We start from the raw sequence: 17,694 nt of genomic DNA, 5'->3' as shown, positions 1-17,694 counted from the left end.
CAACCTGCGAAATGACAACCCAGATACGCAAAACGGCGTACGGTCACTCTCAAGTGGCCGTACGCTGCTTTTGTGGGGGATGAACTAATAATCGACTGGTCCATGATGCATTAAAACCGCACAACTAGAATGGGAACATGCAGCGTCGCTCCCGCCTCCCCGCCAACCACATCCCCCAGGCCGCGATCCTCTACTGCCGCATCAGCGACTCCCGCGACGAGGACGGCGAATCCACTACAGGCGGCGTCGACGACCAGGAACGGCGGCTGAGACTGCACTTTGAGGCGCTCCTGGGATGGGGCGTCCACATGGTCCTCGTCGAGAACGACACCTCAGCGTTCAAGCGCCGCCGGATCATGTTGCCCGGTGGCGGGTCGGGGTTGCGCGTCGTTCGGCCGAAATTCCGAAAGGCGCTTGGCTGGCTCGATGACGGCACATGCGACGGCTTTGCGACTGTCGATTTGGACCGAGGCATGCGTGACCCGCGCGACCTGGAGGACATGATCGACCTAGTGGAGATGTACCGGATACCAGTGAAGTCCCTGACGGGGAGCCTCCAACTCGACACTGACGCGGGCATCACGATGGCTCGTGTCATGGTGGCAGTCGCGAACAAATCATCGCGAGACACGGCGAGAAGGTTGAGAGACAATCGCGAGGCGCGGGCGTTGGCTGGCCAATGGGGCGGAGGCAAGCGCCCCTTCGGGTTCGAGCCCGACGGCATCACGTTGCGGCCGGCAGAGGCGGAACTCATCCTCGCGGGCACGCGAGACCTCCTCGCCCAGGTCTCCCTCTCCGATCAGGTACGCGCCCTGGAGGAGGGCGGCGTGCCGACAGTGGGCGGCAAACCCTGGACGATCCAGTCATGGCGCCAGATCCTCCTCAGGCCCAGGAACGCGGGGCTGCTCGTCCACAGAGGCGAAGTGATCGGCGATGCGCCGTGGAAGCCGATCGTCTCCCGCGAGCTGTGGGAGGCAGGCTGCGCAGCGCTGGCGGAACGTCGTCGACCCAGCGTCAACAACTCCCACGCCTACCTCGGATCGGGAATCTACGTGTGCGGGCTCTGCGGCGCCCCATTCGGCAGCGGCGCTCGCGGGTCGAGTGAGATCGTCAACGGCGAGAAGCGTTTCCGCCCCGGCTACCGGTGCTCGGCAACGAGCCACATGTCCCGCGACGCGATCCACCTCGATGAGTATGTCGAGAATGTGCTCCTCGCGCGCTGTATTCGAGCTGACGCTGCCAGCCTCCTCCTACCAGCGGCTCCCGACATCAACGCCGAGGCCATCAAGACCACCATCGCCACGCTTCGCGCCACCATGCAGGAGATGTCCCGTGACCGCGCCCTGGGCCTCATAGAGCGCTCGGAGCACCTGGACGGCCGGGCGGTCGCGAAGGCGGAGATTGATCGGCTATCCGCGACACTGCGGTCTGCGCTCGTCGATTCGCCCGCGGCGGAGCTGATCGGGGCGGAGGACGTCCTCGCGGCGTGGGAGGACATGCCGATGAGTCGGCGTCGGCCGGTGGTGCGGAGCGTCATGACGGTGGTGGTGCATCCGCTCCCCCGCCAGCGTCGTGCCCGTGGGGAGTTCACCGCGGGCGCCGTGCAGATTCTGTGGCGGCCCGCTCCGCCTGGTCGGCGTGGTGTCGCACCGGATGTGTGGCCACCGCCGTGGCTCCCGGCGCATGATGGTTAGTGAACCCCCCGCCGAGCGGTTGGGTGAGCGGTACTTGCTCGGCGGGGGGCGCCTGCGGGGGTCTGGGTATAACGATCATGATCGATCGAGGTTACGGCATGATCGAACATTCGTTCGATCGGGTGACATCGACGTTTATCACTCCGGTGGCGTGTACCCGCTCCGCACCGGGTCGAGGATGATCAGCGATTGCCACTCCCCGTTCCGTTTCGCCGCGAAGGCCGCGCCTGCACGGCGCTCGCACTCCAGGTCGGCTGCCATCTGGATGGCGCGGTTTACGATGTCGACTGTGCCGTACCCGGTCCAGGCGCGGAGGGACTCCAGATCCTCGACTGTCTTGTGTGTCAGCTTGGCCCGGATCGTCTGGGCGACTTCGACACTCGGTCCCGTGGTCATATTGTTCCTCCTGATAGGTCAGTGGTCGCTATATCTGGCCGTAGACGTACCAGCCGACGTACGCGGCCCACATGAGGACAGCGCTGGGGATCATCGCGAGCTTCAAGACGCGGCGCATGTCTGGCACGCCTCCCCCGCAAGCTCGGCGGCGGCGTGATGCATGCCGACGATCATGCGCGCGTTCCAGTAGAGGACGATTGCCTCGTTGATTGCGTCGTTGCGGTCGGCGTCGTTGCGGAGCTGGATTAGGCGGAGCGCCGCGTCAGCGTCAGGGGTGAGGCTGATCTCGTAGTGGATCGCGACGGGCGGGCCGTCGGGGTCGAGGGTCTCCATTGTCTTGTCCTATGTCGATGCGAGTGCGGGGGCGGCGGTGAAGCACCGCCCCCGCTGCCGCGTCTGCCACAGCCCGTCGGCTCCGCGGCGGCCGGGCGTGCCCACGCTCGGCCGGTGTTGGCTTGGTGCGGGGGAGCACTCCCATCAGGTGCNCCCCCGCGGCTGCTGCACTCCATACCGGCAGCACGAGGCCCAGTCCCACATGGCGGGGCCTCGGTCGTCTCGCCGGTCAAAGCCTGTGATGCCCCGGCGAGGACGTGTTTCCCGGCGCCGCCGACCAGGGGGTGAGCGGCGGCGCCGGTGCCGGTCTGGCGCACGGGAGACGCGGGACCGGGTGCCCGGTTGGGTGTCCGGGCGGGTGTCAGTCTGGGCGGGGTGGCGGGTGCTCGGGGCGTGGCCAGCGTTCGCGTGCCTTGGTGAACGGGACGTAGCCGCGTCCTTTGCATGTGTCGCAACACTTTGCGCGGGTCTCGGCGTCCACGGTTCGCAGGCGGTGGCCGTGGCAGTCGAGGCAGATCGACGTCGACGTCATGGCCCAACCGCCTCAGGCGCCGCGAAGGTGTCCGCCCACTTGACCAGCTCGCCGGGGATCGGTCCACGTAGGAACACGTCGACGAGACGGGTCGCCTCTGCCACGACGAGGTAGCGCCACAGCGCGTGCCGGTCGCCGTCCCAGTCCTCATGGAATCGCGATCGGGCGATGTCGTCGGTGCGTCGCGTGATCTCGCAGACTTCGCGCGGTTCGGGGAACACGTCGAGGACTACCCGGATTGCGCGGTCGGACCGGCTCGTTGTGACGGCGAGGAGTTCGCCGAAGATCAGGAACGCGCCGAGCTTCGATTCACCGGCGATGATGTCTATGCGCGAGCCCATCATGTCGTGCCCGCGTTGCCCGCGTTGCCGCACGGCCAACGCATCCCGACGCCGAAGTGCTGGCTGCACGCCTGGCACAGTTCGACTGGTTCGGGCCGACGCGACGTTGACGGGTAGGGGCCGTGCTCGCGCTCAGCGAGCGGCACTCCGCTACCCATGGGATGCCTCGTAGGCTGAGCACTCGGCATGGAACGTGCGTGCGGCGCGGAGGAGCGCGCGCACGGCGGTGGGGTTCTCTCCCCATCCGGCGTGGCGTGGGAATAGGCGCACGTCGGGTGTCTCGCTCGCGGGTCGGGCGATGTAGCCGTAGATCTCGCCACCTACCGTGCGGCCCATACGCAGCAAGCCGACGAAAGCGGAGCGTGGTCGGCGAACGAGGCGGAACACGACATCGCCCGCGGCTACGACGTCACGCGTCCACGGTGGCGGTTCGGTCTGGCGCTCGGCGCTGTCGCCGGGTACGCTGATCGTGCCATCCATGCCTGACTCCAATCATTGTGGATGGTTCCAGGACCGGGCGCGCTGCTGTCGTGCCCGGTCCTTTTGTGTGGGGGTTGCCCACGGGACCACCGTAGACACATCGACTGCGCATGTGAAGGGCGACATGAACTTTAGGTTGTATACCCAATTTCGCCTTTAGAAAGCTAAAGCGTACGGTGGTGGCATGGATACACGGACGCTGCCGATGCTAAGTCTGGGCCGTCGGCTCCTGCGGCTCCGAGAGGAGGCCGGCCTCACTCAGGGGCAAGTGGCCAAGAAGGCCCGGTTCTCCACGGCCAAGCTCAGCCAGATCGAGAACTGCCGGGTCAGAGCGTCCCTATTCGACGTGGCTGGGCTTTGCCGAATCCTGGGGGCGACACGAGAGCTCACCGACCAGCTCGAACGCATGGCGATCGAGGCCGACAGTCCAGGCTGGTGGGAGTCCTACAGCACGTACATGCTCAGGGATTTCAGCATGTTCCTGGAGCTGGAGGAGGTCTGCGCCACGATCGATATCTACGAGGCGGACATGATCACTGGTCTACTCCAGACCGAGGCGTATGCCCGAGCGATCCACGCGAGGGATGCCCTACTGGACCCACAGGGCGTCGAGCAGGCAATGGCGCTTCGGGCGCTCCGGCAACAGCGCTTCTGGGGCCGCGACCCCCTGCCGCGCATCCGCATCGTCATGCAGGAATCCGCGCTCACCCGGCCCATATGCGGGGAGGACGCCGAGCAGGTCGCGCACATTGAGCGGCTAGAGGCTGAACATGACCATCTCGATATCCACGTGCTTCCGACGAGCCAGGGCGCGCATTCATCGATGCGCGGCTCCTACACGGTGATCACGTCAGGGATCGTCGAAATCTCGGACGTCGTGTATACCGAGTCGATGACGGGGGCGCGATATGAGCCAGACGAGAAGGTCCTGGCTGCGTGTCGTACCTTTTTCGAAGCGACGCTATCCGCGTCGGTTCCCCTGAAGGAGTACCTGCATGGCACCCGGAAAGTGGCGCTCGTCGAGCCGTAGCGCGTCTCAAGGCCAGTGCGTTGAAGCGCGCATGGCCAGCGGTTTTGAGGTTCGTGACTCGAAGCTCGGCAACGACTCGCCGATCCTGTCGTTGTCCGCTGAGGACTTCGGCGCGTTCCTGAAGGCGGTCCGGTAGCGGGGGTCGGCCTCCCCGCTACCGAACGGACTGTGGACACGACAATACCGGCCCACCCCGACATACGGGGTGGGCCGTTTTTCAGTTGGCGCGCAACGCGATCGTGGGGATTCTGTATACGGTGGGGCGCATGGCCAGCATTATCGAGATCACGATTGACAACGCGAGGTTGCTCGGCGTCGGCCCGGCCGACATTGGGTGGGTCGCGATCGCCGACGGTGGTTCGACGACTGTCGTTGCCGACATGGCGGCAGCGCTCGACGAGATCGCGGCACGGCGAGGAGTGCCGACCGCACCCGAGATCGGTGAAGTGATGCAAGTCGGCTCCGGTCGACAGTGGATGACTGTCGACGACTAGAACGCGGTGTCGGCTACTCGACACATCCCTTCCGTTCCCGCGCTGGTACGCCTACCGTCACCGGGCATGACGAGTGTCGATGCGCTACAGCAACAACTTGGTGCGGCCCGTGATGGTGTCCGAGCCTCCGCCGATTCCTGCGTCCACGCTGAATCCGAGTTGCGCGACCGGGCCGACGCGTTCGCGCAGCTCGGCCTCGAAGGCGTCGCGTCTCTCCTTATCGCGGCGCAGGAGTCGATGGAACGCGCGGCGGCGTTGTTGACGTCGGCGAGCGCGACGGTCGACACCGCGAGCGCGGCGCTGTCCGGCGTCACGGACAAGTCGAAGACGAGCGAGATCACGGCGGCGGTGGGCGGAGTCATCACCACGCTCGGAGAGGCCGGGGCGTCGATCGCCCAAGCGGAGACCGAAGCGGAGCAGGCCGTGGGCTTCTCGGCGGAGACCGAGGTCGAGCACGCTGTCGAGGTGTGCACGCTCGCGTCGTCGACGATCCAGGAAGCGCACTCCGGCGTTGACACGGCGCAGTCGGCCGCGACGGAGTACCAGGCCCAGCTACAAGCCGCCGCGAAGGCTGCGGCTTTAGGTGCGACACCACCCCAAGCGCCGCCGAGGCCTCCTGCCTTGGGCGGGTTCTCCCACCGCCGACCACATCCTGGTGCGGCCGAGGCACTGCGCCGGTTCGGGCGGCCCACGAACGGCGCCGGCAGGATATCGGCACGGGGGCACCTGTACGACATGGACGGTCGACGGATCGACGGTGTCGACGTCATGAAGCCGCACCGCAAAGGGAAAGCGCCGCCATGCGACGACCTGCGGGAGCCATGGCGGTCTGACCCGGATCACACGACGACCTGGCATGCCGAACGCGACGCGGCGAAGGTGATGAGGGACGACGACATCCGCGAATCGGTGCTGTACCTCAACATCCCGACATGCGGCAAGGAAAGCCAGGACCCGAAGCGATGCCACGCTAACCTGGAGAAGATCCTCCCAGCCGGGAGCGTGCTGTGGGTGTGGAGCGTCGAAGACGGCAAGTCGCCCACGCGGCGGCGGTACGAGGGGAATGGAGAGGCCATCACATGAGGATGAGCGCAGACACCTGGGTCAAGGTCACCGACGACCCCGACCTGGACGCCCTCCTGTGGGAGCGCGTCGACGCGTTGAGCAGCCAAGCGCTCGCCGAATACGCGCACTCCCTTGGCCTCTTTCCGCCCGGTTACGGGCCGACGATGAACCCGCCGATCGCGCTCGCCTGGCCGCCCGGCACGCCCGACGACGGAGACGGAATCCTCGTGTGGGACATCGGCGACGACTCCGATCAAGCCGAGGACTAGGGCGGGGTCACGCGCCGAACGCGTCCCGGCAGTAGTCGCACCTCGGGGCGTGGTGCTTGCCCTGATTACACGTGCATCCCATGGCCGCGTGATAGCGGCGGGCTGATCCCGATTTTGACATTCCGACCGCGTGGGCGACTTGAGACCACGACAGTCCATTGTCGCGCAGCTCGATGATGTCGTCGGTCGAGACGGGCAGTTCGCGCGGCCCGGTCCGGTGGACCTCTACACCCTGCTTGCGTAGCCGGTCCCGGACCTGATCAGGGCTGCAATGGAGTACGGCAGCGATCTCGTGGGCGGTCATCCCGGCCTGGTATGACGAGGGGTGAACGCGTGCCGCGTTCGGGGGTGGCGCGCCCTCACAGTCTACCAGCGGCATCCGGGGTGGACGGTTGCATCAGGAACACTCTGGGCCTGTCCATCATGTTGGACACCAGGCATTCCACACGCGGAAGATCCAAAAGCTATCCAAAGTGCCTGGACGTGTCACCGCGTGCCAGGGCTACACGGGACAGCACGAAAGAATGCCCACCGCTCCACGGCGGGAGCGAGGGGCTGGAACTTTGTCGGCTTCAACAATGTTTGCGATCTCAGTTGGTGAGGCCGCAAATCAGTCGGTGCGCTCGGCGGGCTCGTCCGGGGCGTTCGGCACCGCGTAGACGCCGAGCGCGGTCAGGACCGCGAGCGCGACGGTGATGCCCTCGGTGGCGCTGATCGTGTCGTCTCCCATGGCGACCGTGAGCGCGGTGACGGCAGCGCCGAGCGCCGCGACGACGGCCTTGGCGACCTTGCTTACCTTCATGATCATCTCCTGTACAGGTGTTCGATGGTGTGGCATCATGCCTGCTCATGGGCATGGATGGTGAGCGCCTGATCGGGCGCGGCGGTGAAGTGGAGTTGGGGGCGTCCTGGCGTAGTGCGGGGAGCGCGCCGTGGGCGGGCCGCGATGTGCGGGTGTGGCGGGTCGTCACGCCATGGGTGGTCGAGATGGAGGGGTACGGCGAGCACGCCGGATCCAGGAGGTACGCGACCGAAGCGGAGGCGCTCGCGGTCGCGGCGAAGCTCAGGGCCACACGAGATGCGCTCGGCGCGCCATCAGAGTGGACGGTGACTCACCCCCAGGGGCGGCAGGACCCGGCGTCGTCGACGTCTCCGTCGGAGTAGGTCACGATCCAGCGGCCCGTGGTCGAGTCGCACTCGATCGAGGCAATGCCACGGCCCGTCTCGCCCGAAGGTCCGGCCGGTCCGCTCGGGCCGACGGGTCCGGGTGACCCGACGGCGCCGGGCTCGCCCGCGAGCCCTTCCGGCCCGCGTTCGCCCGTGCAATCGCCAGCGTCGGGGTCGATCGTGCCGTCGGTGTAGGCCACGGACCACGTGCCGTCGATGCACAGCACAGAGGACACTCCCCGGCCGGACGGGCCACGGGGACCGGTTGGGCCTTGTTCGCCCCGCGGCCCCGCTTCGGGGTCGGCGATCAGATCATCCGGGGCCGGAGCCACGGGCGTCTCGCCGCGGTCTTCGGTGGCGGCTTGTTCGGCGGCGAGGGCGGACGCGAGCGCGTCGACGCGGGAGGAGAGGAGCCCAACGGCGTAAACGGCGACGGCCAGGACCACGGCGACGAGCAGCCACGGCGCCAGCCACCGGAGTTCTCTTGCGCCTCTTCGGATTCGGATCACGGGCGCCACACCGCCAGAATCACCGTCACCAGCATCATGACGCTGGGAACGATCACGGCACCGATGAGCCACCGCCGCGTGGTGCGGCGTTCGGCGGCCTCGGCCGCGGCTGCCTGCTCCAGAGCATTCACGCGCGCCTCCAGCGTGGCGTGCTTGAGGTCCGCGACCTCGCGAGCGTGCGCGAAGTCATCGCGGATGTCCTGTCGCATCTGCCGAATCTCTCGGCCGAGAGCGTCATCGGTCATGCCGCCCTACTCGTCCAGACGTCCGAGGACGTCGCGGAGCGCGGCGGCGACAGCGGCGGTGTCCAGGTCGTGGTCGAGGCGCTCGGCGATCGCCGACGCGAGCACTTCCGGCGACGGGATCGCAGCGGCGACGCCACGCTTCACAGCCTCCTCGATCTGCTCTTCGGTGAGGCTGGCCTGCCCGGCGGCGATCTGTTGGAGAAGCGCCATTTCCGTGGCGTGTCGCTGCGCGGCGGCGGCAGCCTCGGAGCGCACGATGTCCTTCGCCTGGCGGGCGTGCCCGTACGCCGACCCAAGCGCGGTGCGCACCGTGATCGTCTCGTCCAGGTCAGGCCATGCCTGCGGGATCCACCCGGATAGTTTCACCTTGTCGTCAAGGTCCATAGTGTTGTCTCCTTCGATGTAGCGCTTGAACAGCGAGAGTTTGTCGCGGCTCTCCGAGTCGCGGTGGTACGAGATGTGGGTGTGCCACAGGTGGGAGTCGTCGCCGCTCGATCGGCGGCCGAGCCGGTCCCAGCGCTTCACGACACGACCGTCGGGGCTGTAGATGACCTCGCGGATATCCGCCGTGTCCGGCGCGCCCCGCTTGCACTGGTCGACGAGCCACAGCGAGAAGTGCCGGAGGTTCCGGCCGCCGCGGCTGAACATGCCGACGTCGAGCGCGCTCGCGGCCTGCGTCAGGCCGTGCTTGTCTCGGATGGACTCGACGACCGAGTAGTCGCCGGTGACGGTCCGATCGGATCCGCAGTGGTAGCCGCCGCGGTGTGCGGGGTCACCGACGATCCCGACGGACGCGCCGGAGATGCCGAACGCGTCGATGATGTACGCGCGGGCGTCCATGAGGGAGCGGGGGGCGTAGGTCATGGTGTGTCCCTTCAGATCAGGCCGTGGAGGGCGTCGCGGATGTCGGCCAGCGGCATCCCGAGGACGTCGACGAGTCGGGCCTGGTTCTGCGCAATCGCGGCGGCGCGGTCTTCGGCGGCGAGGACTTCGGGCGGAGTGTCGCCGCTGGTGAGGCGGTGGGGTCCGGGTACGCCGTCGCCGATCGCGTCGACGGCGTGGATGACGTACTCACCGAGGTCGCCTGAGGCCGACCCGCACTCGCAGCGGTAGGGGCGTTCGGCGGGGCCGAGAGCGTCGGGATCGGTTGGTGGTACGGGTTCCATGTGTGTCCTTAGTTGACTCGTGGGGTGCCGAGGAGCGTTGCGCGCAGGCCCGCCGCCCAGTCCTCGCCGCTCGGCCAGAACCGGACGCTGGTGATGGTGGCGGTGTTGTTCCAGACGCCGAGGCCCTGGTGCAGGCGGTGGTTCGCTGCGGATTGGCCGGTGCCGATGCGGGCGATGCCGTGGCCCCACGCGCTCTTGGAGATGGCGCGCGTGTACCGGCCGATGTAGACGATGCCGGAGGATGCCTGCGGGCCGACGAGCCCAGGCGTCAGGCCGCTGACGTTCGCGTACGCCGACCCGTTCGCGAAGGCGGGTGTGGAGTCGCTGACGATCGCGAACCGGGAGGCCCAGTAGTTCGTTCCGCCGTCGCCGTTGAACCGCATGAGGAGGGATGCGTAGCTGCTGGCTTGGTTCTCGATCCGGCCCTCCCACATCAGGATCAGGTTCTCGTAGGTGGCGGGGATGTCGGAGAACTGCGCCATGTTCGTCACTGAGGCGTTCGTGTACGTCCCGATCAGGTCGACGGTGCGGTTGGTCAGCGCGGCGTCGACGGACTCCGCCATCGTCTCGAACGCTCCGCCCTCACCTGAGAATCCAGGTGGGAACGTCCACGTGCCGTCGGGGTAGAACACGCCCTTGGGGGTTGTCGGCATATCAGGTCTCCAGTGGTGAGGCGTCGAAGTCGGCGAGAGTGCGGCCGGTCAAGGCAGCGTCGAGCGCGCCGAGGGTGGTGCCGGTCAGGCCCGCGTCGACGGCGGCGAGGGTGACGCGCAACGGCTGCACGTCGAGGGTCTGCACGAGCTGCCCCGCGCTCGCCCGAAGCGACACGGCCCGCACGAGCGCCTGGACGCTCATACCCGACACGTGCGGGTCGTGGATGTCCACGACCGAGCCGAGGCGGATGCCCATGTTGGGGACGATCTGGACACCGGACACGATCGGGCGCGGCCACGTCGTCTCCTGCGCGTACCAGATCGCCTGCTGGTCGGCATCGGTGATGTCCTGGCGCCATGGGTTCCGGCCGAGGACGAGGGGCGCAGCCCAGTCGACGCCGGCCTCACGGACCGCCGCGACGGGCGCGGTCTGGTCGACGGTGATGACCGCCGCCAGTGCGAGGCCGGGATCTCCCGCGTCGTCGACGAGGTAGACCGGGTACGGGTACGGGTTGCGGATGGCGACACGGGCGCGCGTCGCCGACAGCAGACGGATGTACCGCCACGCGTACGTGCTCGGCCAGGACGTGATCGGCGACGACCCGGAGATGGTCCGCGACGGCCAGAACCGCGACCCGGTGACGGATCGCAGCCGCGGATATCGCTCGATGACGCCCACCGCCTGGTCCAGGTCGACATCCAGCCGCAGCGTCCCGTACGGGTCGATGCGGAACACCTGGTCGGCCACGTAGACGTCGAGTTCAGACGGGGTGGCGGTCGCGCGCGTCGCGATGGGACGCGTCGTCTCCACGACGGCGGCGCTCGCCACCTGGTCGATGGTCTCGGTCCAGCTGAAGTCCACGAGGGATCGGGCGGAGGTGACGGGGATCGGGGTCTGCCCGACGCCGCGCATCCACGCGCGAGCGCGGAACGTCGGCTTGTCGTCCTCGTCGATCCAGAACCCGCCCTGCTCCGCATCGGCTACGTCCCTGAGGATGTCGATCGCGGTCCCCGAAACTCCCGGCACACCGTGGATCGGGGCGGTCGCGGTGTCGATGATCGCGGCGGGCTCGTCCTGCGACCACGCCGGTAGCGCTTCTATTGGGACGTCCTGGGCGGTCGCCTGGAACCCGAGCGCGGGCGCGCCGGTGCAGACGACCACGAGGTCGAAAATGTTCGTGGCGGGGTCGCCGAGCCCGGTTGCGGCGGGGAGTGTCCCGGTGCCGAGGCTCTGCCCGTACTGGATGACCTCCAGCGACGGGACATCGCCGGTGCGTCGGAATTTCAGCCAGATGAGGCCGGGGTCGATGCGGTCCCCACTACCGGGGATGGCGACCGTATCGCCGCCCGACTGCTGAAGTTGGACGACCATCCGGTCGACCCCCTGCTGGATCCACACGTAGAACAGCGCGATCCCTGATGGCCGGTTGGCGGCGATCGATACGCGTACCGTCGACCCACCTTCCGTGACGCCGGTGCCGACGACGATGCCGAGTGTGATCGTCGACCAGTCGGTGATCTCCTCAGGTGGCGTGATCCACGTGCGCGAGTGCGCGGCAGCGGGCAGCGGCAGATCCGGCCACTGCTCGAACGCGGGGAGGCCACCGTCGATGTTGTTGTCGGGGGTGTCCGTGGGGCGGATACTGCCCACGTTCGGCATGAGGCTGCCCGCGAGGCTGGCTGCGGCGAGGATCGGGTCCGGCAGGTAATCCGGCAGCGGCGACATGCCGTACTCGTGCAGGACGTGCTCCACCACCCACGTCAGCGACGCACCGGGTTTGGCGGAGCCCATCTCGGCGGCGAACGCCGGCATCGCCACGGGCTGACGCATGCGCGTGATCGCGTCCCGGGCCGACACCCGCACCGACACATCCCGCGCCGCGGCTTCGGCCTTCGCGACCGACCCGGAGAACACACGCCGCGTCTCATCGTCGACGGTGGCGTGCAGCTCGACATCACGGCCGACCGTGCGGGCCTGCCCGCGACGCCACGGCGACCAATACCCCATGCTCGATCCCGACGGCGCAGGAACCACGACGTCGGCGCTCGCGGCGGACACACCGGACACCTGCCGGATCTGATCCGGTAGGGCCGTGGCGATCTCGCGCGTGACCCGCCACGACTCGACGTCGACGCGGGTGCGTCCGTCGCCGAGGTCGACGAGCGCGTGCCCGGTGACCGTCGAAGCGGTCGACGGCGCGGAAGCGGAGGCGTCGGTGACGACCGTGAACGAGTGCCGCGCCCGGCGCCACCGGCCGATGTAGGCGTCGATGGTGCAGACGATGCGAGACCCGTCGTCGTCGATCGAGATGACGCCGTAGCGGCGCCTGCCCGGTGACGTCGGCACGTACCGGCCACCGAGCCGGTAAATTTCGTCCTGTGGGGACCCGGACGCTGAATCGATGCTGGCGGCGATGATCACGGGGAACCCGCCCCATTTGTTGCCCGTCCCGTCGTCGATGGCGAGCGCGTGAACGTCACCGGACGTTTGGATCATCCGGTGGAGCCAGCCCTTCGAGGCGTCGCCACCGGGAGCGCGCAGCATCTCGACGAGGCGCCGCCGCTCGGTCGAGAAGACGGCCCAGGAGTCGTCGCTGGTGCCCATCCACTGGCTCGGCATGTGCCACGCGAGGAACTCGGCGGTCGACGTGGAGAGAAGGTCTTCCATCCACGCGAGCTGCGCCGCGCCGAGCATGGTCTTGCTCGGCCCATCGGCGGTCGTGTTCGGGCTGCGGTCATAGCGGACGTCGGAGACGATGTGCAGGACACGGCCCCGCTGGAACGAGTGGTAGATGGCGCCGCTGGCGGGGAGCGGGTGGTGGGGGACGCGCTCGCGGTACACCTGCGCCGCGGACGCACGGCCAGGGCTGGTGGAGTCGGAGTCGTTGGGGCCGAAGTCGTGATCGTCCCACTGGTAGACGACCGGGATCTGTCGGAGGTGCCTCGACATGTTCGGGGTGCTGCCAGTGTGGAGCACCGCGTCGTAGGCGTCCCGGTATGGGGCCGCGCTCGCTGTCGCGATGTTGGCGTAGTGCAGGTCCCCGCCCTGGACGACGAAATCGGGGTCAACCAGGTCGGTGATGATGTTCAGGACCGGGTGGTTGCTCGTGTAGGGCTGCGCTCCGGGGAACCGTGGCGTCAGCCCGGCACACGTCCACGTCGCGAACCGGTACGACTCCGGTTGCCCGGCAGGGCCACGCGCCGTGCGGAACCGGCCCTTCACGAGGCCATCGACGGTCCCGGACGTCTCGATCGCGCACCAGTACCGCACTCCCGGCGTGAGACCGGTGGCGTCGAACGTGGCGACGCCCTGAGCGTCGACGCTCGTCGCGGGCGTGAACGTCGGCTGGGCGAGGTCCTGCGACACGCTCACCGCCAAGCGCGGCGCGGTGCCGGTGACCTTCCCGCGCACGCGAACCGTGTTGTGGGTGACGGCGCCGACCCACATGTCCACAGTCGCCACTACGCGACCTCGGTCATGGTGAGGGTCTGGTCTCGCATCGACGGCGACACCATCCGGTACGCCTCGTCGACGCGGGTGAGGACCACGCGGGGAATGCCCATGCCAGGGTGCCAGCCAATCTCGGTAGGGGTCTCGGTGAGCTGGAGCGCGGTCAGGCGCGCGTCGGGGTCGGGGACGATCTCGGCGGCGATCGCCGCGTCACCCTGGAGCGCCCACGCCCGGCCGGTGGAGTCGGTGCGGGCGGGTGTGGAGGAGTCGTCGCCGATGACCCACGGTCCGGTCGGGGTCCAGTCGGCGGCGGCGACGAGCGTCCCGCCGATGCCGTTGCGGACCTGCGCGGCGTGGTAGACACCGGACGCGGGGGCGTCGCCGACGGCGTTCGTTCCGACGTACAGGGGCGCGGTCGAGGGGTGGATGGCGGTGGTGCCGGTGCCGGTGATGTCGTCGCCGAGCTGGACCCATGTCGGGGTCGCGTCGGTCGAGTAGTAGAGCCGCGCGGTCCAACCGCTCGCGCCGTTGTCGACGTCGAGGACGCCGCGCAGCCACGTCACCTGACCGTCAGAGACCGGCAGCGGGACAGTGGATTCGGCGCGGTGGAACGTCGCGTTCGTGCCGTCGGCCGTCCACGACAGCGCGAGCCGCCCGTCTTGGCGGACGACGAGTTCGTACCCGCGCTGATCCCCGGCGCCGACGTACTTCGCCATCACGACCTGCTGGATACCGGTCACCCACCGGTCGAGCCCGGCGCGGACCCGAAGGTCGATGTCACCGGTGACGGTGAGAGCGGCGTCGTGCGGGGTCATCGCGTGCCCGCCCCTCATCTGCGCGGCGTGGGTGAGGTCGCCAACGGCGATCTCCACGAGCACACCGGCAGCACCAGCGGGCGCCGTCCCGGTGACAGTTCGCCGCCCGGTCCCGAATGGGGACATGTCGCGCCCGACCTCGATCCCGTCGGCGTCGACCCACACCAGCGCGATCCGGCCGGACGCATCGGCCAGCCAGTACGCCGCCGTGTAGGGACGGCCTTCGATGACAGGCACCGGGTCGGGGGCGCCGTCGCGTACGGGGACAGTGAGGATGCGCGCCGGGCCGATGCTCGCGGCGAACCTCGCGCCGTCGGCCACCAGCGGACCGGTGACGGCGAGCGCGGACGCGTCGTCGGCGAGGTGCCTCCACGGCTCCGGGCCGAGACCCGCCGCGGCGACCATCGGCGGCAGCATGTTCAACGCGGCGGCCATCTTGTCGTACCAACGCCACGGCGGCGGCCCGTACACGCCCTGCTCCAGGGCGATGAGGCCCGCAACGTCGGCGGGCGAGCCCGCAGTGATGCGCCACTCCCACGACCGCCCCGCTTCGGGCGCTCGCTGCGCGACGGTCAGCCCCGACAGGAGCGTCACCGTCGAGGTCGGGCGGGTGTGGGTGACGGGTAGCGGCCCGCGCGGCGAGCGCACTTCAACCATCGCCCCGAGCGGTCCGATCAGTGTGGACATACGGTCAGCCTCCCCATGCGAGTTCGCGGTTTCCCTGGTCGGTCGCGCGGGCGATCTCGCGGGAGTCGACCTGCACGGACGTGGTGATGGGGCGGTCGGTCATGGCGTCGGCGAGCCGTCCTATGTCCTGGTCGGACAGTGACACGGTGGCGGCGGCCGGGGTGTACGCGGCAACGGGCGTGACCGTCGCGGGCGCGAAGCTCGGGACGGCGGCCGTGGACATGACGGTTGCGGCGGCGGTGACACCAGAGACGCTGCGCCGGATGCCCTCGGCGAGGCCCTGCCCGATGAACTCGCCGTAGCCCATCATGAGCCGCGACGGCGACGCGATCCCGAAGAACTCCAGCACGGCGTCGCCCATATCCGAGAGCAGGCCCCAGATCCAGTCCATGACGGCCCCGGCAGCGTTCTTCATGCCAGATAGAAGGCCGTCGATGACGTTGGCACCGGCGTCGAGGAGCCACCCGCCGACGTCGCCGAGCGCTCCGAGTACTTGCCCTGGTAGGGATCCGGCCCACGCGAGGAGGGACGCGCCGGCGTCAATCGCGCCGGACAACAGCCCGCCGAACCACTCGGCAGCGAGGCCGGGGAGGCCCGCGAACCACAGGAGCCCGTTCACGATGCCGTCGATGGCGGTGGTGAACGTCGCGGTGATCCCGGCCCAGATCTCGGTGAAGAACGCGCTGATGCCGCCCCAGATCGTCACGGCGAGTTCGGACACCCACGTCCAGGCGGCGGTCAGGCCGGTCACGATCTCATCCCAGTAGTAGATGATGAGGCCGACGGCGGCGATGACGGCGGCGACAACCCACGCGATCGGGCCGAGGCCGATCACCCACGCGGCGGCCATTTTGAGGCCGTTCGCCATGCTGACGGCACCGGCCCAGACCCATTTGGCGCCGATGAGCGCGAGCTGTGCGAGCTGGACGGCTGCACTGCCGAGCGCGGCACCTCGGGTGGCGAGCCATGCTCCGGCGACCTTCGCAGCGTTGATCATGCTGGTGATGCCGAGGAGTTTCCACGCGAGTCCGAGCGCCAATAGCCCGGACACGACGGACTGGATCGGGCCGGGCAGCGCAGTGAAGACGTTGGCGATTCCGCCGATGACGGACGCGACACCGGGCAGGATCGTGAGGAGGTCGGAGGCGACCTCCGATACGAGCGTCAGGACCGAGGCGATCTGCTCCTGGCCCTCCACTGAGGTCACCCACGTGGCGATGGACGCCGTAATCTGCTCAATCGTGTCGAGAACGCTCGAACCGTCTGCGGCGCCGAAGATCCCACCGAGAGTTCGGACGACGTTGCCGCCGATGCTCCACAGTTGCGCGAGCGCCTCGCGCGCGGTCGTCACCCACGTGACGGCCTGACCTGAGGACGCAATCTCGGACATCCACTCGCCCCACCGGGCCATCGTGTCCCCGATGGACTGCCCGACCGAGCCGAGGCCCGGCACGAACGCGCCGATCAGGTCCATGACGCCCCGTAGGAGCGGTTGGACGCCACTCGCGGCGCCGTCGATCGCGTCGCCGACGCCGCCGAAGAGTGCCGTGAGTTGGGAGATAGTGCGGCCTTGCTGCGCGAACACTGCGACTTCGGCAGCCATGCCGCCCAACGACCCACCGACATCGGACAGGCCGGAGCGGAGCGGGCCGGACAGCGCCTCGGACAGCCCGTCGACCTCTTCGGCGACGGGCGCGAAGAACGCCGATTGCACCTCGTCCTGGAGACCGTCGAACGTCGACACCAGCTCGCGCACAACGCTTCTCGCGGACGCGGGCAACTCTGACAGCGCCTCGTTGAACGCCTCCACGTCACCGGACAGTCCGGCGCCGATCGCGTCGCCGACGCCATCGAGGGACAGCGCGAGCGCGCCCACCGCGACAGCGGCAGCGCCAGCGGCGACCGGGAGCGCGGCGACGATCCCGACCGTTGGCGCGAGTGCCGCACCGAGGTGGATCGCCGACGACGCGAGGATCCCCAGGCCGGCGACGGTCGCGAGCCGGTTTGCGGCCTTGTGGATGTCGTCGAGTCCGAGCGCGACCGGTTTCAGCCCGAGCGCGGCTTTCTCGCCTTCGGACGCGAACCGGCCGCTGAGGGTGCGGAGGCGGCCCTGTGCGTCCAGCTGGAAGCCGCGCATTCGCAGCTCGGCCTCATCGAGGCCACGCTTGAAGGGCTTGGTGTTGGCGTCGATCGTCGCGCTCAACTCGCCGAGGTCGAGAGCCATGCAGCGTCACCTCCTCGGGAGTTTCGGCGTCTTCGGCGCCTCGGGCGGGTTGAGGACCCTGTGGATCCGGGTGTCGGCGGCAAGGAGCCCGGCGATTCGGCGGCGGAGCCACGACCACGGGCGCTCGCCGAGGATCGAGGAGC

At 68.6% G+C, this 17,694-nt stretch carries 20 protein-coding genes; 6 read left to right on the top strand and 14 right to left on the bottom strand.

Annotation, left to right across the window (positions count from 1 at the left end):
• The first annotated feature begins 137 nt into the window (after window positions 1-137).
• Window positions 138-1,694, top strand: a complete 1,557-nt coding sequence (locus tag ACM9NP_RS20175; protein WP_415648320.1) for a recombinase family protein — start codon at window positions 138-140, stop codon at window positions 1,692-1,694.
• A gap of 138 nt (window positions 1,695-1,832) precedes the next feature.
• On the opposite strand, the gene ACM9NP_RS20170 is transcribed toward ACM9NP_RS20175, so the two are convergent.
• The 4 genes from ACM9NP_RS20170 to ACM9NP_RS20155 form a co-directional block, all read right to left on the bottom strand.
• Window positions 1,833-2,090, bottom strand: coding sequence for a hypothetical protein (locus ACM9NP_RS20170; protein WP_415648319.1), 258 nt, complete (start codon window positions 2,088-2,090; stop codon window positions 1,833-1,835).
• 102 nt (window positions 2,091-2,192) lie between these two features.
• Entirely contained in the window at window positions 2,193-2,423 is a 231-nt protein-coding gene (locus ACM9NP_RS20165) for a hypothetical protein (protein WP_415648318.1), read from the bottom strand.
• A gap of 528 nt (window positions 2,424-2,951) precedes the next feature.
• Entirely contained in the window at window positions 2,952-3,365 is a 414-nt protein-coding gene (locus ACM9NP_RS20160) for a hypothetical protein (protein WP_415648317.1), read from the bottom strand.
• Window positions 3,366-3,446: 81 nt separating this feature from the next.
• On the bottom strand, window positions 3,447-3,776 hold the full coding sequence (locus tag ACM9NP_RS20155; protein WP_415648316.1) for a hypothetical protein: 330 nt from the start codon (window positions 3,774-3,776) through the stop codon (window positions 3,447-3,449).
• A gap of 184 nt (window positions 3,777-3,960) precedes the next feature.
• Here ACM9NP_RS20155 and ACM9NP_RS20150 point away from each other — a divergent pair, with 184 nt between their 5' ends.
• From ACM9NP_RS20150 to ACM9NP_RS20130, 5 genes are all read left to right on the top strand, one after another.
• Window positions 3,961-4,806: a helix-turn-helix domain-containing protein gene (locus ACM9NP_RS20150; RefSeq protein ID WP_415648315.1), complete on the top strand. Its 846-nt coding sequence runs from the start codon at window positions 3,961-3,963 to the stop codon at window positions 4,804-4,806.
• Between the two features lie 31 nt (window positions 4,807-4,837).
• On the top strand, window positions 4,838-4,942 hold the full coding sequence (locus ACM9NP_RS20145; protein WP_415648314.1) for a DUF397 domain-containing protein: 105 nt from the start codon (window positions 4,838-4,840) through the stop codon (window positions 4,940-4,942).
• Window positions 4,943-5,027: 85 nt separating this feature from the next.
• Complete coding sequence (locus ACM9NP_RS20140; protein ID WP_415648313.1) at window positions 5,028-5,300, top strand: hypothetical protein; 273 nt, start codon at window positions 5,028-5,030, stop codon at window positions 5,298-5,300.
• A 66-nt stretch (window positions 5,301-5,366) separates the two neighbouring features.
• Window positions 5,367-6,383: a DddA-like double-stranded DNA deaminase toxin gene (locus ACM9NP_RS20135; protein WP_415648312.1), complete on the top strand. Its 1,017-nt coding sequence runs from the start codon at window positions 5,367-5,369 to the stop codon at window positions 6,381-6,383.
• Between the two features lie 2 nt (window positions 6,384-6,385).
• Window positions 6,386-6,634, top strand: coding sequence for a hypothetical protein (locus ACM9NP_RS20130; RefSeq protein WP_415648311.1), 249 nt, complete (start codon window positions 6,386-6,388; stop codon window positions 6,632-6,634).
• Window positions 6,635-6,641: 7 nt separating this feature from the next.
• On the opposite strand, the gene ACM9NP_RS20125 is transcribed toward ACM9NP_RS20130, so the two are convergent.
• From ACM9NP_RS20125 to ACM9NP_RS20080, 10 genes are all read right to left on the bottom strand, one after another.
• A complete protein-coding gene (locus ACM9NP_RS20125) occupies window positions 6,642-6,938 on the bottom strand; it encodes a hypothetical protein (protein WP_415648310.1) in 297 nt (98 codons plus the stop codon).
• A gap of 306 nt (window positions 6,939-7,244) precedes the next feature.
• Entirely contained in the window at window positions 7,245-7,436 is a 192-nt protein-coding gene (locus ACM9NP_RS20120; protein ID WP_415648309.1) for a DUF7439 family protein, read from the bottom strand.
• Between the two features lie 310 nt (window positions 7,437-7,746).
• Window positions 7,747-8,319 carry a hypothetical protein gene (locus ACM9NP_RS20115; protein WP_415648308.1) on the bottom strand — a complete coding sequence of 191 codons (573 nt, stop codon included), beginning with the start codon at window positions 8,317-8,319 and terminating at the stop codon, window positions 7,747-7,749.
• Window positions 8,307-8,555 (bottom strand): hypothetical protein, encoded by a 249-nt coding sequence (locus tag ACM9NP_RS20110; RefSeq protein ID WP_415648307.1) that lies wholly within the window; start codon window positions 8,553-8,555, stop codon window positions 8,307-8,309. Before ACM9NP_RS20110 ends, ACM9NP_RS20115 begins: the two co-directional genes overlap by 13 nt.
• A 6-nt stretch (window positions 8,556-8,561) precedes the next feature.
• Window positions 8,562-9,419 carry a hypothetical protein gene (locus ACM9NP_RS20105; RefSeq protein ID WP_415648306.1) on the bottom strand — a complete coding sequence of 286 codons (858 nt, stop codon included), beginning with the start codon at window positions 9,417-9,419 and terminating at the stop codon, window positions 8,562-8,564.
• Window positions 9,420-9,430: 11 nt separating this feature from the next.
• On the bottom strand, window positions 9,431-9,721 hold the full coding sequence (locus ACM9NP_RS20100; protein ID WP_415648305.1) for a hypothetical protein: 291 nt from the start codon (window positions 9,719-9,721) through the stop codon (window positions 9,431-9,433).
• A gap of 8 nt (window positions 9,722-9,729) precedes the next feature.
• Complete coding sequence (locus tag ACM9NP_RS20095) at window positions 9,730-10,374, bottom strand: hypothetical protein (protein ID WP_415648304.1); 645 nt, start codon at window positions 10,372-10,374, stop codon at window positions 9,730-9,732.
• Between the two features lies 1 nt (window position 10,375).
• On the bottom strand, window positions 10,376-13,837 hold the full coding sequence (locus ACM9NP_RS20090; RefSeq protein ID WP_415648303.1) for an alkaline phosphatase D family protein: 3,462 nt from the start codon (window positions 13,835-13,837) through the stop codon (window positions 10,376-10,378).
• Window positions 13,837-15,327 (bottom strand): hypothetical protein, encoded by a 1,491-nt coding sequence (locus ACM9NP_RS20085; RefSeq protein ID WP_415648302.1) that lies wholly within the window; start codon window positions 15,325-15,327, stop codon window positions 13,837-13,839. Before ACM9NP_RS20085 ends, ACM9NP_RS20090 begins: the two co-directional genes overlap by 1 nt.
• Before the next feature lie 4 nt (window positions 15,328-15,331).
• The gene (locus ACM9NP_RS20080) at window positions 15,332-17,551 is read right to left on the bottom strand and encodes a phage tail protein (RefSeq protein ID WP_415648301.1); all 2,220 of its coding nucleotides are present in this window, start codon (window positions 17,549-17,551) and stop codon (window positions 15,332-15,334) included.
• Between the last annotated feature and the right edge of the window lie 143 nt (window positions 17,552-17,694).

This window comes from Stackebrandtia soli (assembly GCF_965137155.1).
GTDB classification, from domain to species: domain Bacteria; phylum Actinomycetota; class Actinomycetes; order Mycobacteriales; family Micromonosporaceae; genus Stackebrandtia; species Stackebrandtia soli.
The sequence above is the reverse complement of the archived record's forward strand: the minus strand, read 5'-3'. Positions and strand labels throughout refer to the sequence as shown.

Bases quoted from the DNA above. Each gene is read 5' to 3' on its own strand.
- ACM9NP_RS20175 (WP_415648320.1), top strand. From the start codon at position 138: ATGCAGCGTCGCTCCCGCCTCCCCGCCAACCACATCCCCCAGGCCGCG.
- ACM9NP_RS20170 (WP_415648319.1), bottom strand. From the start codon at position 2,090: ATGACCACGGGACCGAGTGTCGAAGTCGCCCAGACGATCCGGGCCAAG.
- ACM9NP_RS20165 (WP_415648318.1), bottom strand. From the start codon at position 2,423: ATGGAGACCCTCGACCCCGACGGCCCGCCCGTCGCGATCCACTACGAG.
- ACM9NP_RS20155 (WP_415648316.1), bottom strand. From the start codon at position 3,776: ATGGATGGCACGATCAGCGTACCCGGCGACAGCGCCGAGCGCCAGACC.
- ACM9NP_RS20150 (WP_415648315.1), top strand. From the start codon at position 3,961: ATGGATACACGGACGCTGCCGATGCTAAGTCTGGGCCGTCGGCTCCTG.
- ACM9NP_RS20145 (WP_415648314.1), top strand. From the start codon at position 4,838: ATGGCCAGCGGTTTTGAGGTTCGTGACTCGAAGCTCGGCAACGACTCG.
- ACM9NP_RS20135 (WP_415648312.1), top strand. From the start codon at position 5,367: ATGACGAGTGTCGATGCGCTACAGCAACAACTTGGTGCGGCCCGTGAT.
- ACM9NP_RS20130 (WP_415648311.1), top strand. From the start codon at position 6,386: ATGAGCGCAGACACCTGGGTCAAGGTCACCGACGACCCCGACCTGGAC.
- ACM9NP_RS20125 (WP_415648310.1), bottom strand. From the start codon at position 6,938: ATGACCGCCCACGAGATCGCTGCCGTACTCCATTGCAGCCCTGATCAG.
- ACM9NP_RS20120 (WP_415648309.1), bottom strand. From the start codon at position 7,436: ATGAAGGTAAGCAAGGTCGCCAAGGCCGTCGTCGCGGCGCTCGGCGCT.
- ACM9NP_RS20110 (WP_415648307.1), bottom strand. From the start codon at position 8,555: ATGACCGATGACGCTCTCGGCCGAGAGATTCGGCAGATGCGACAGGAC.
- ACM9NP_RS20105 (WP_415648306.1), bottom strand. From the start codon at position 9,419: ATGACCTACGCCCCCCGCTCCCTCATGGACGCCCGCGCGTACATCATC.
- ACM9NP_RS20100 (WP_415648305.1), bottom strand. From the start codon at position 9,721: ATGGAACCCGTACCACCAACCGATCCCGACGCTCTCGGCCCCGCCGAA.
- ACM9NP_RS20095 (WP_415648304.1), bottom strand. From the start codon at position 10,374: ATGCCGACAACCCCCAAGGGCGTGTTCTACCCCGACGGCACGTGGACG.
- ACM9NP_RS20085 (WP_415648302.1), bottom strand. From the start codon at position 15,327: ATGTCCACACTGATCGGACCGCTCGGGGCGATGGTTGAAGTGCGCTCG.
- ACM9NP_RS20080 (WP_415648301.1), bottom strand. From the start codon at position 17,551: ATGGCTCTCGACCTCGGCGAGTTGAGCGCGACGATCGACGCCAACACC.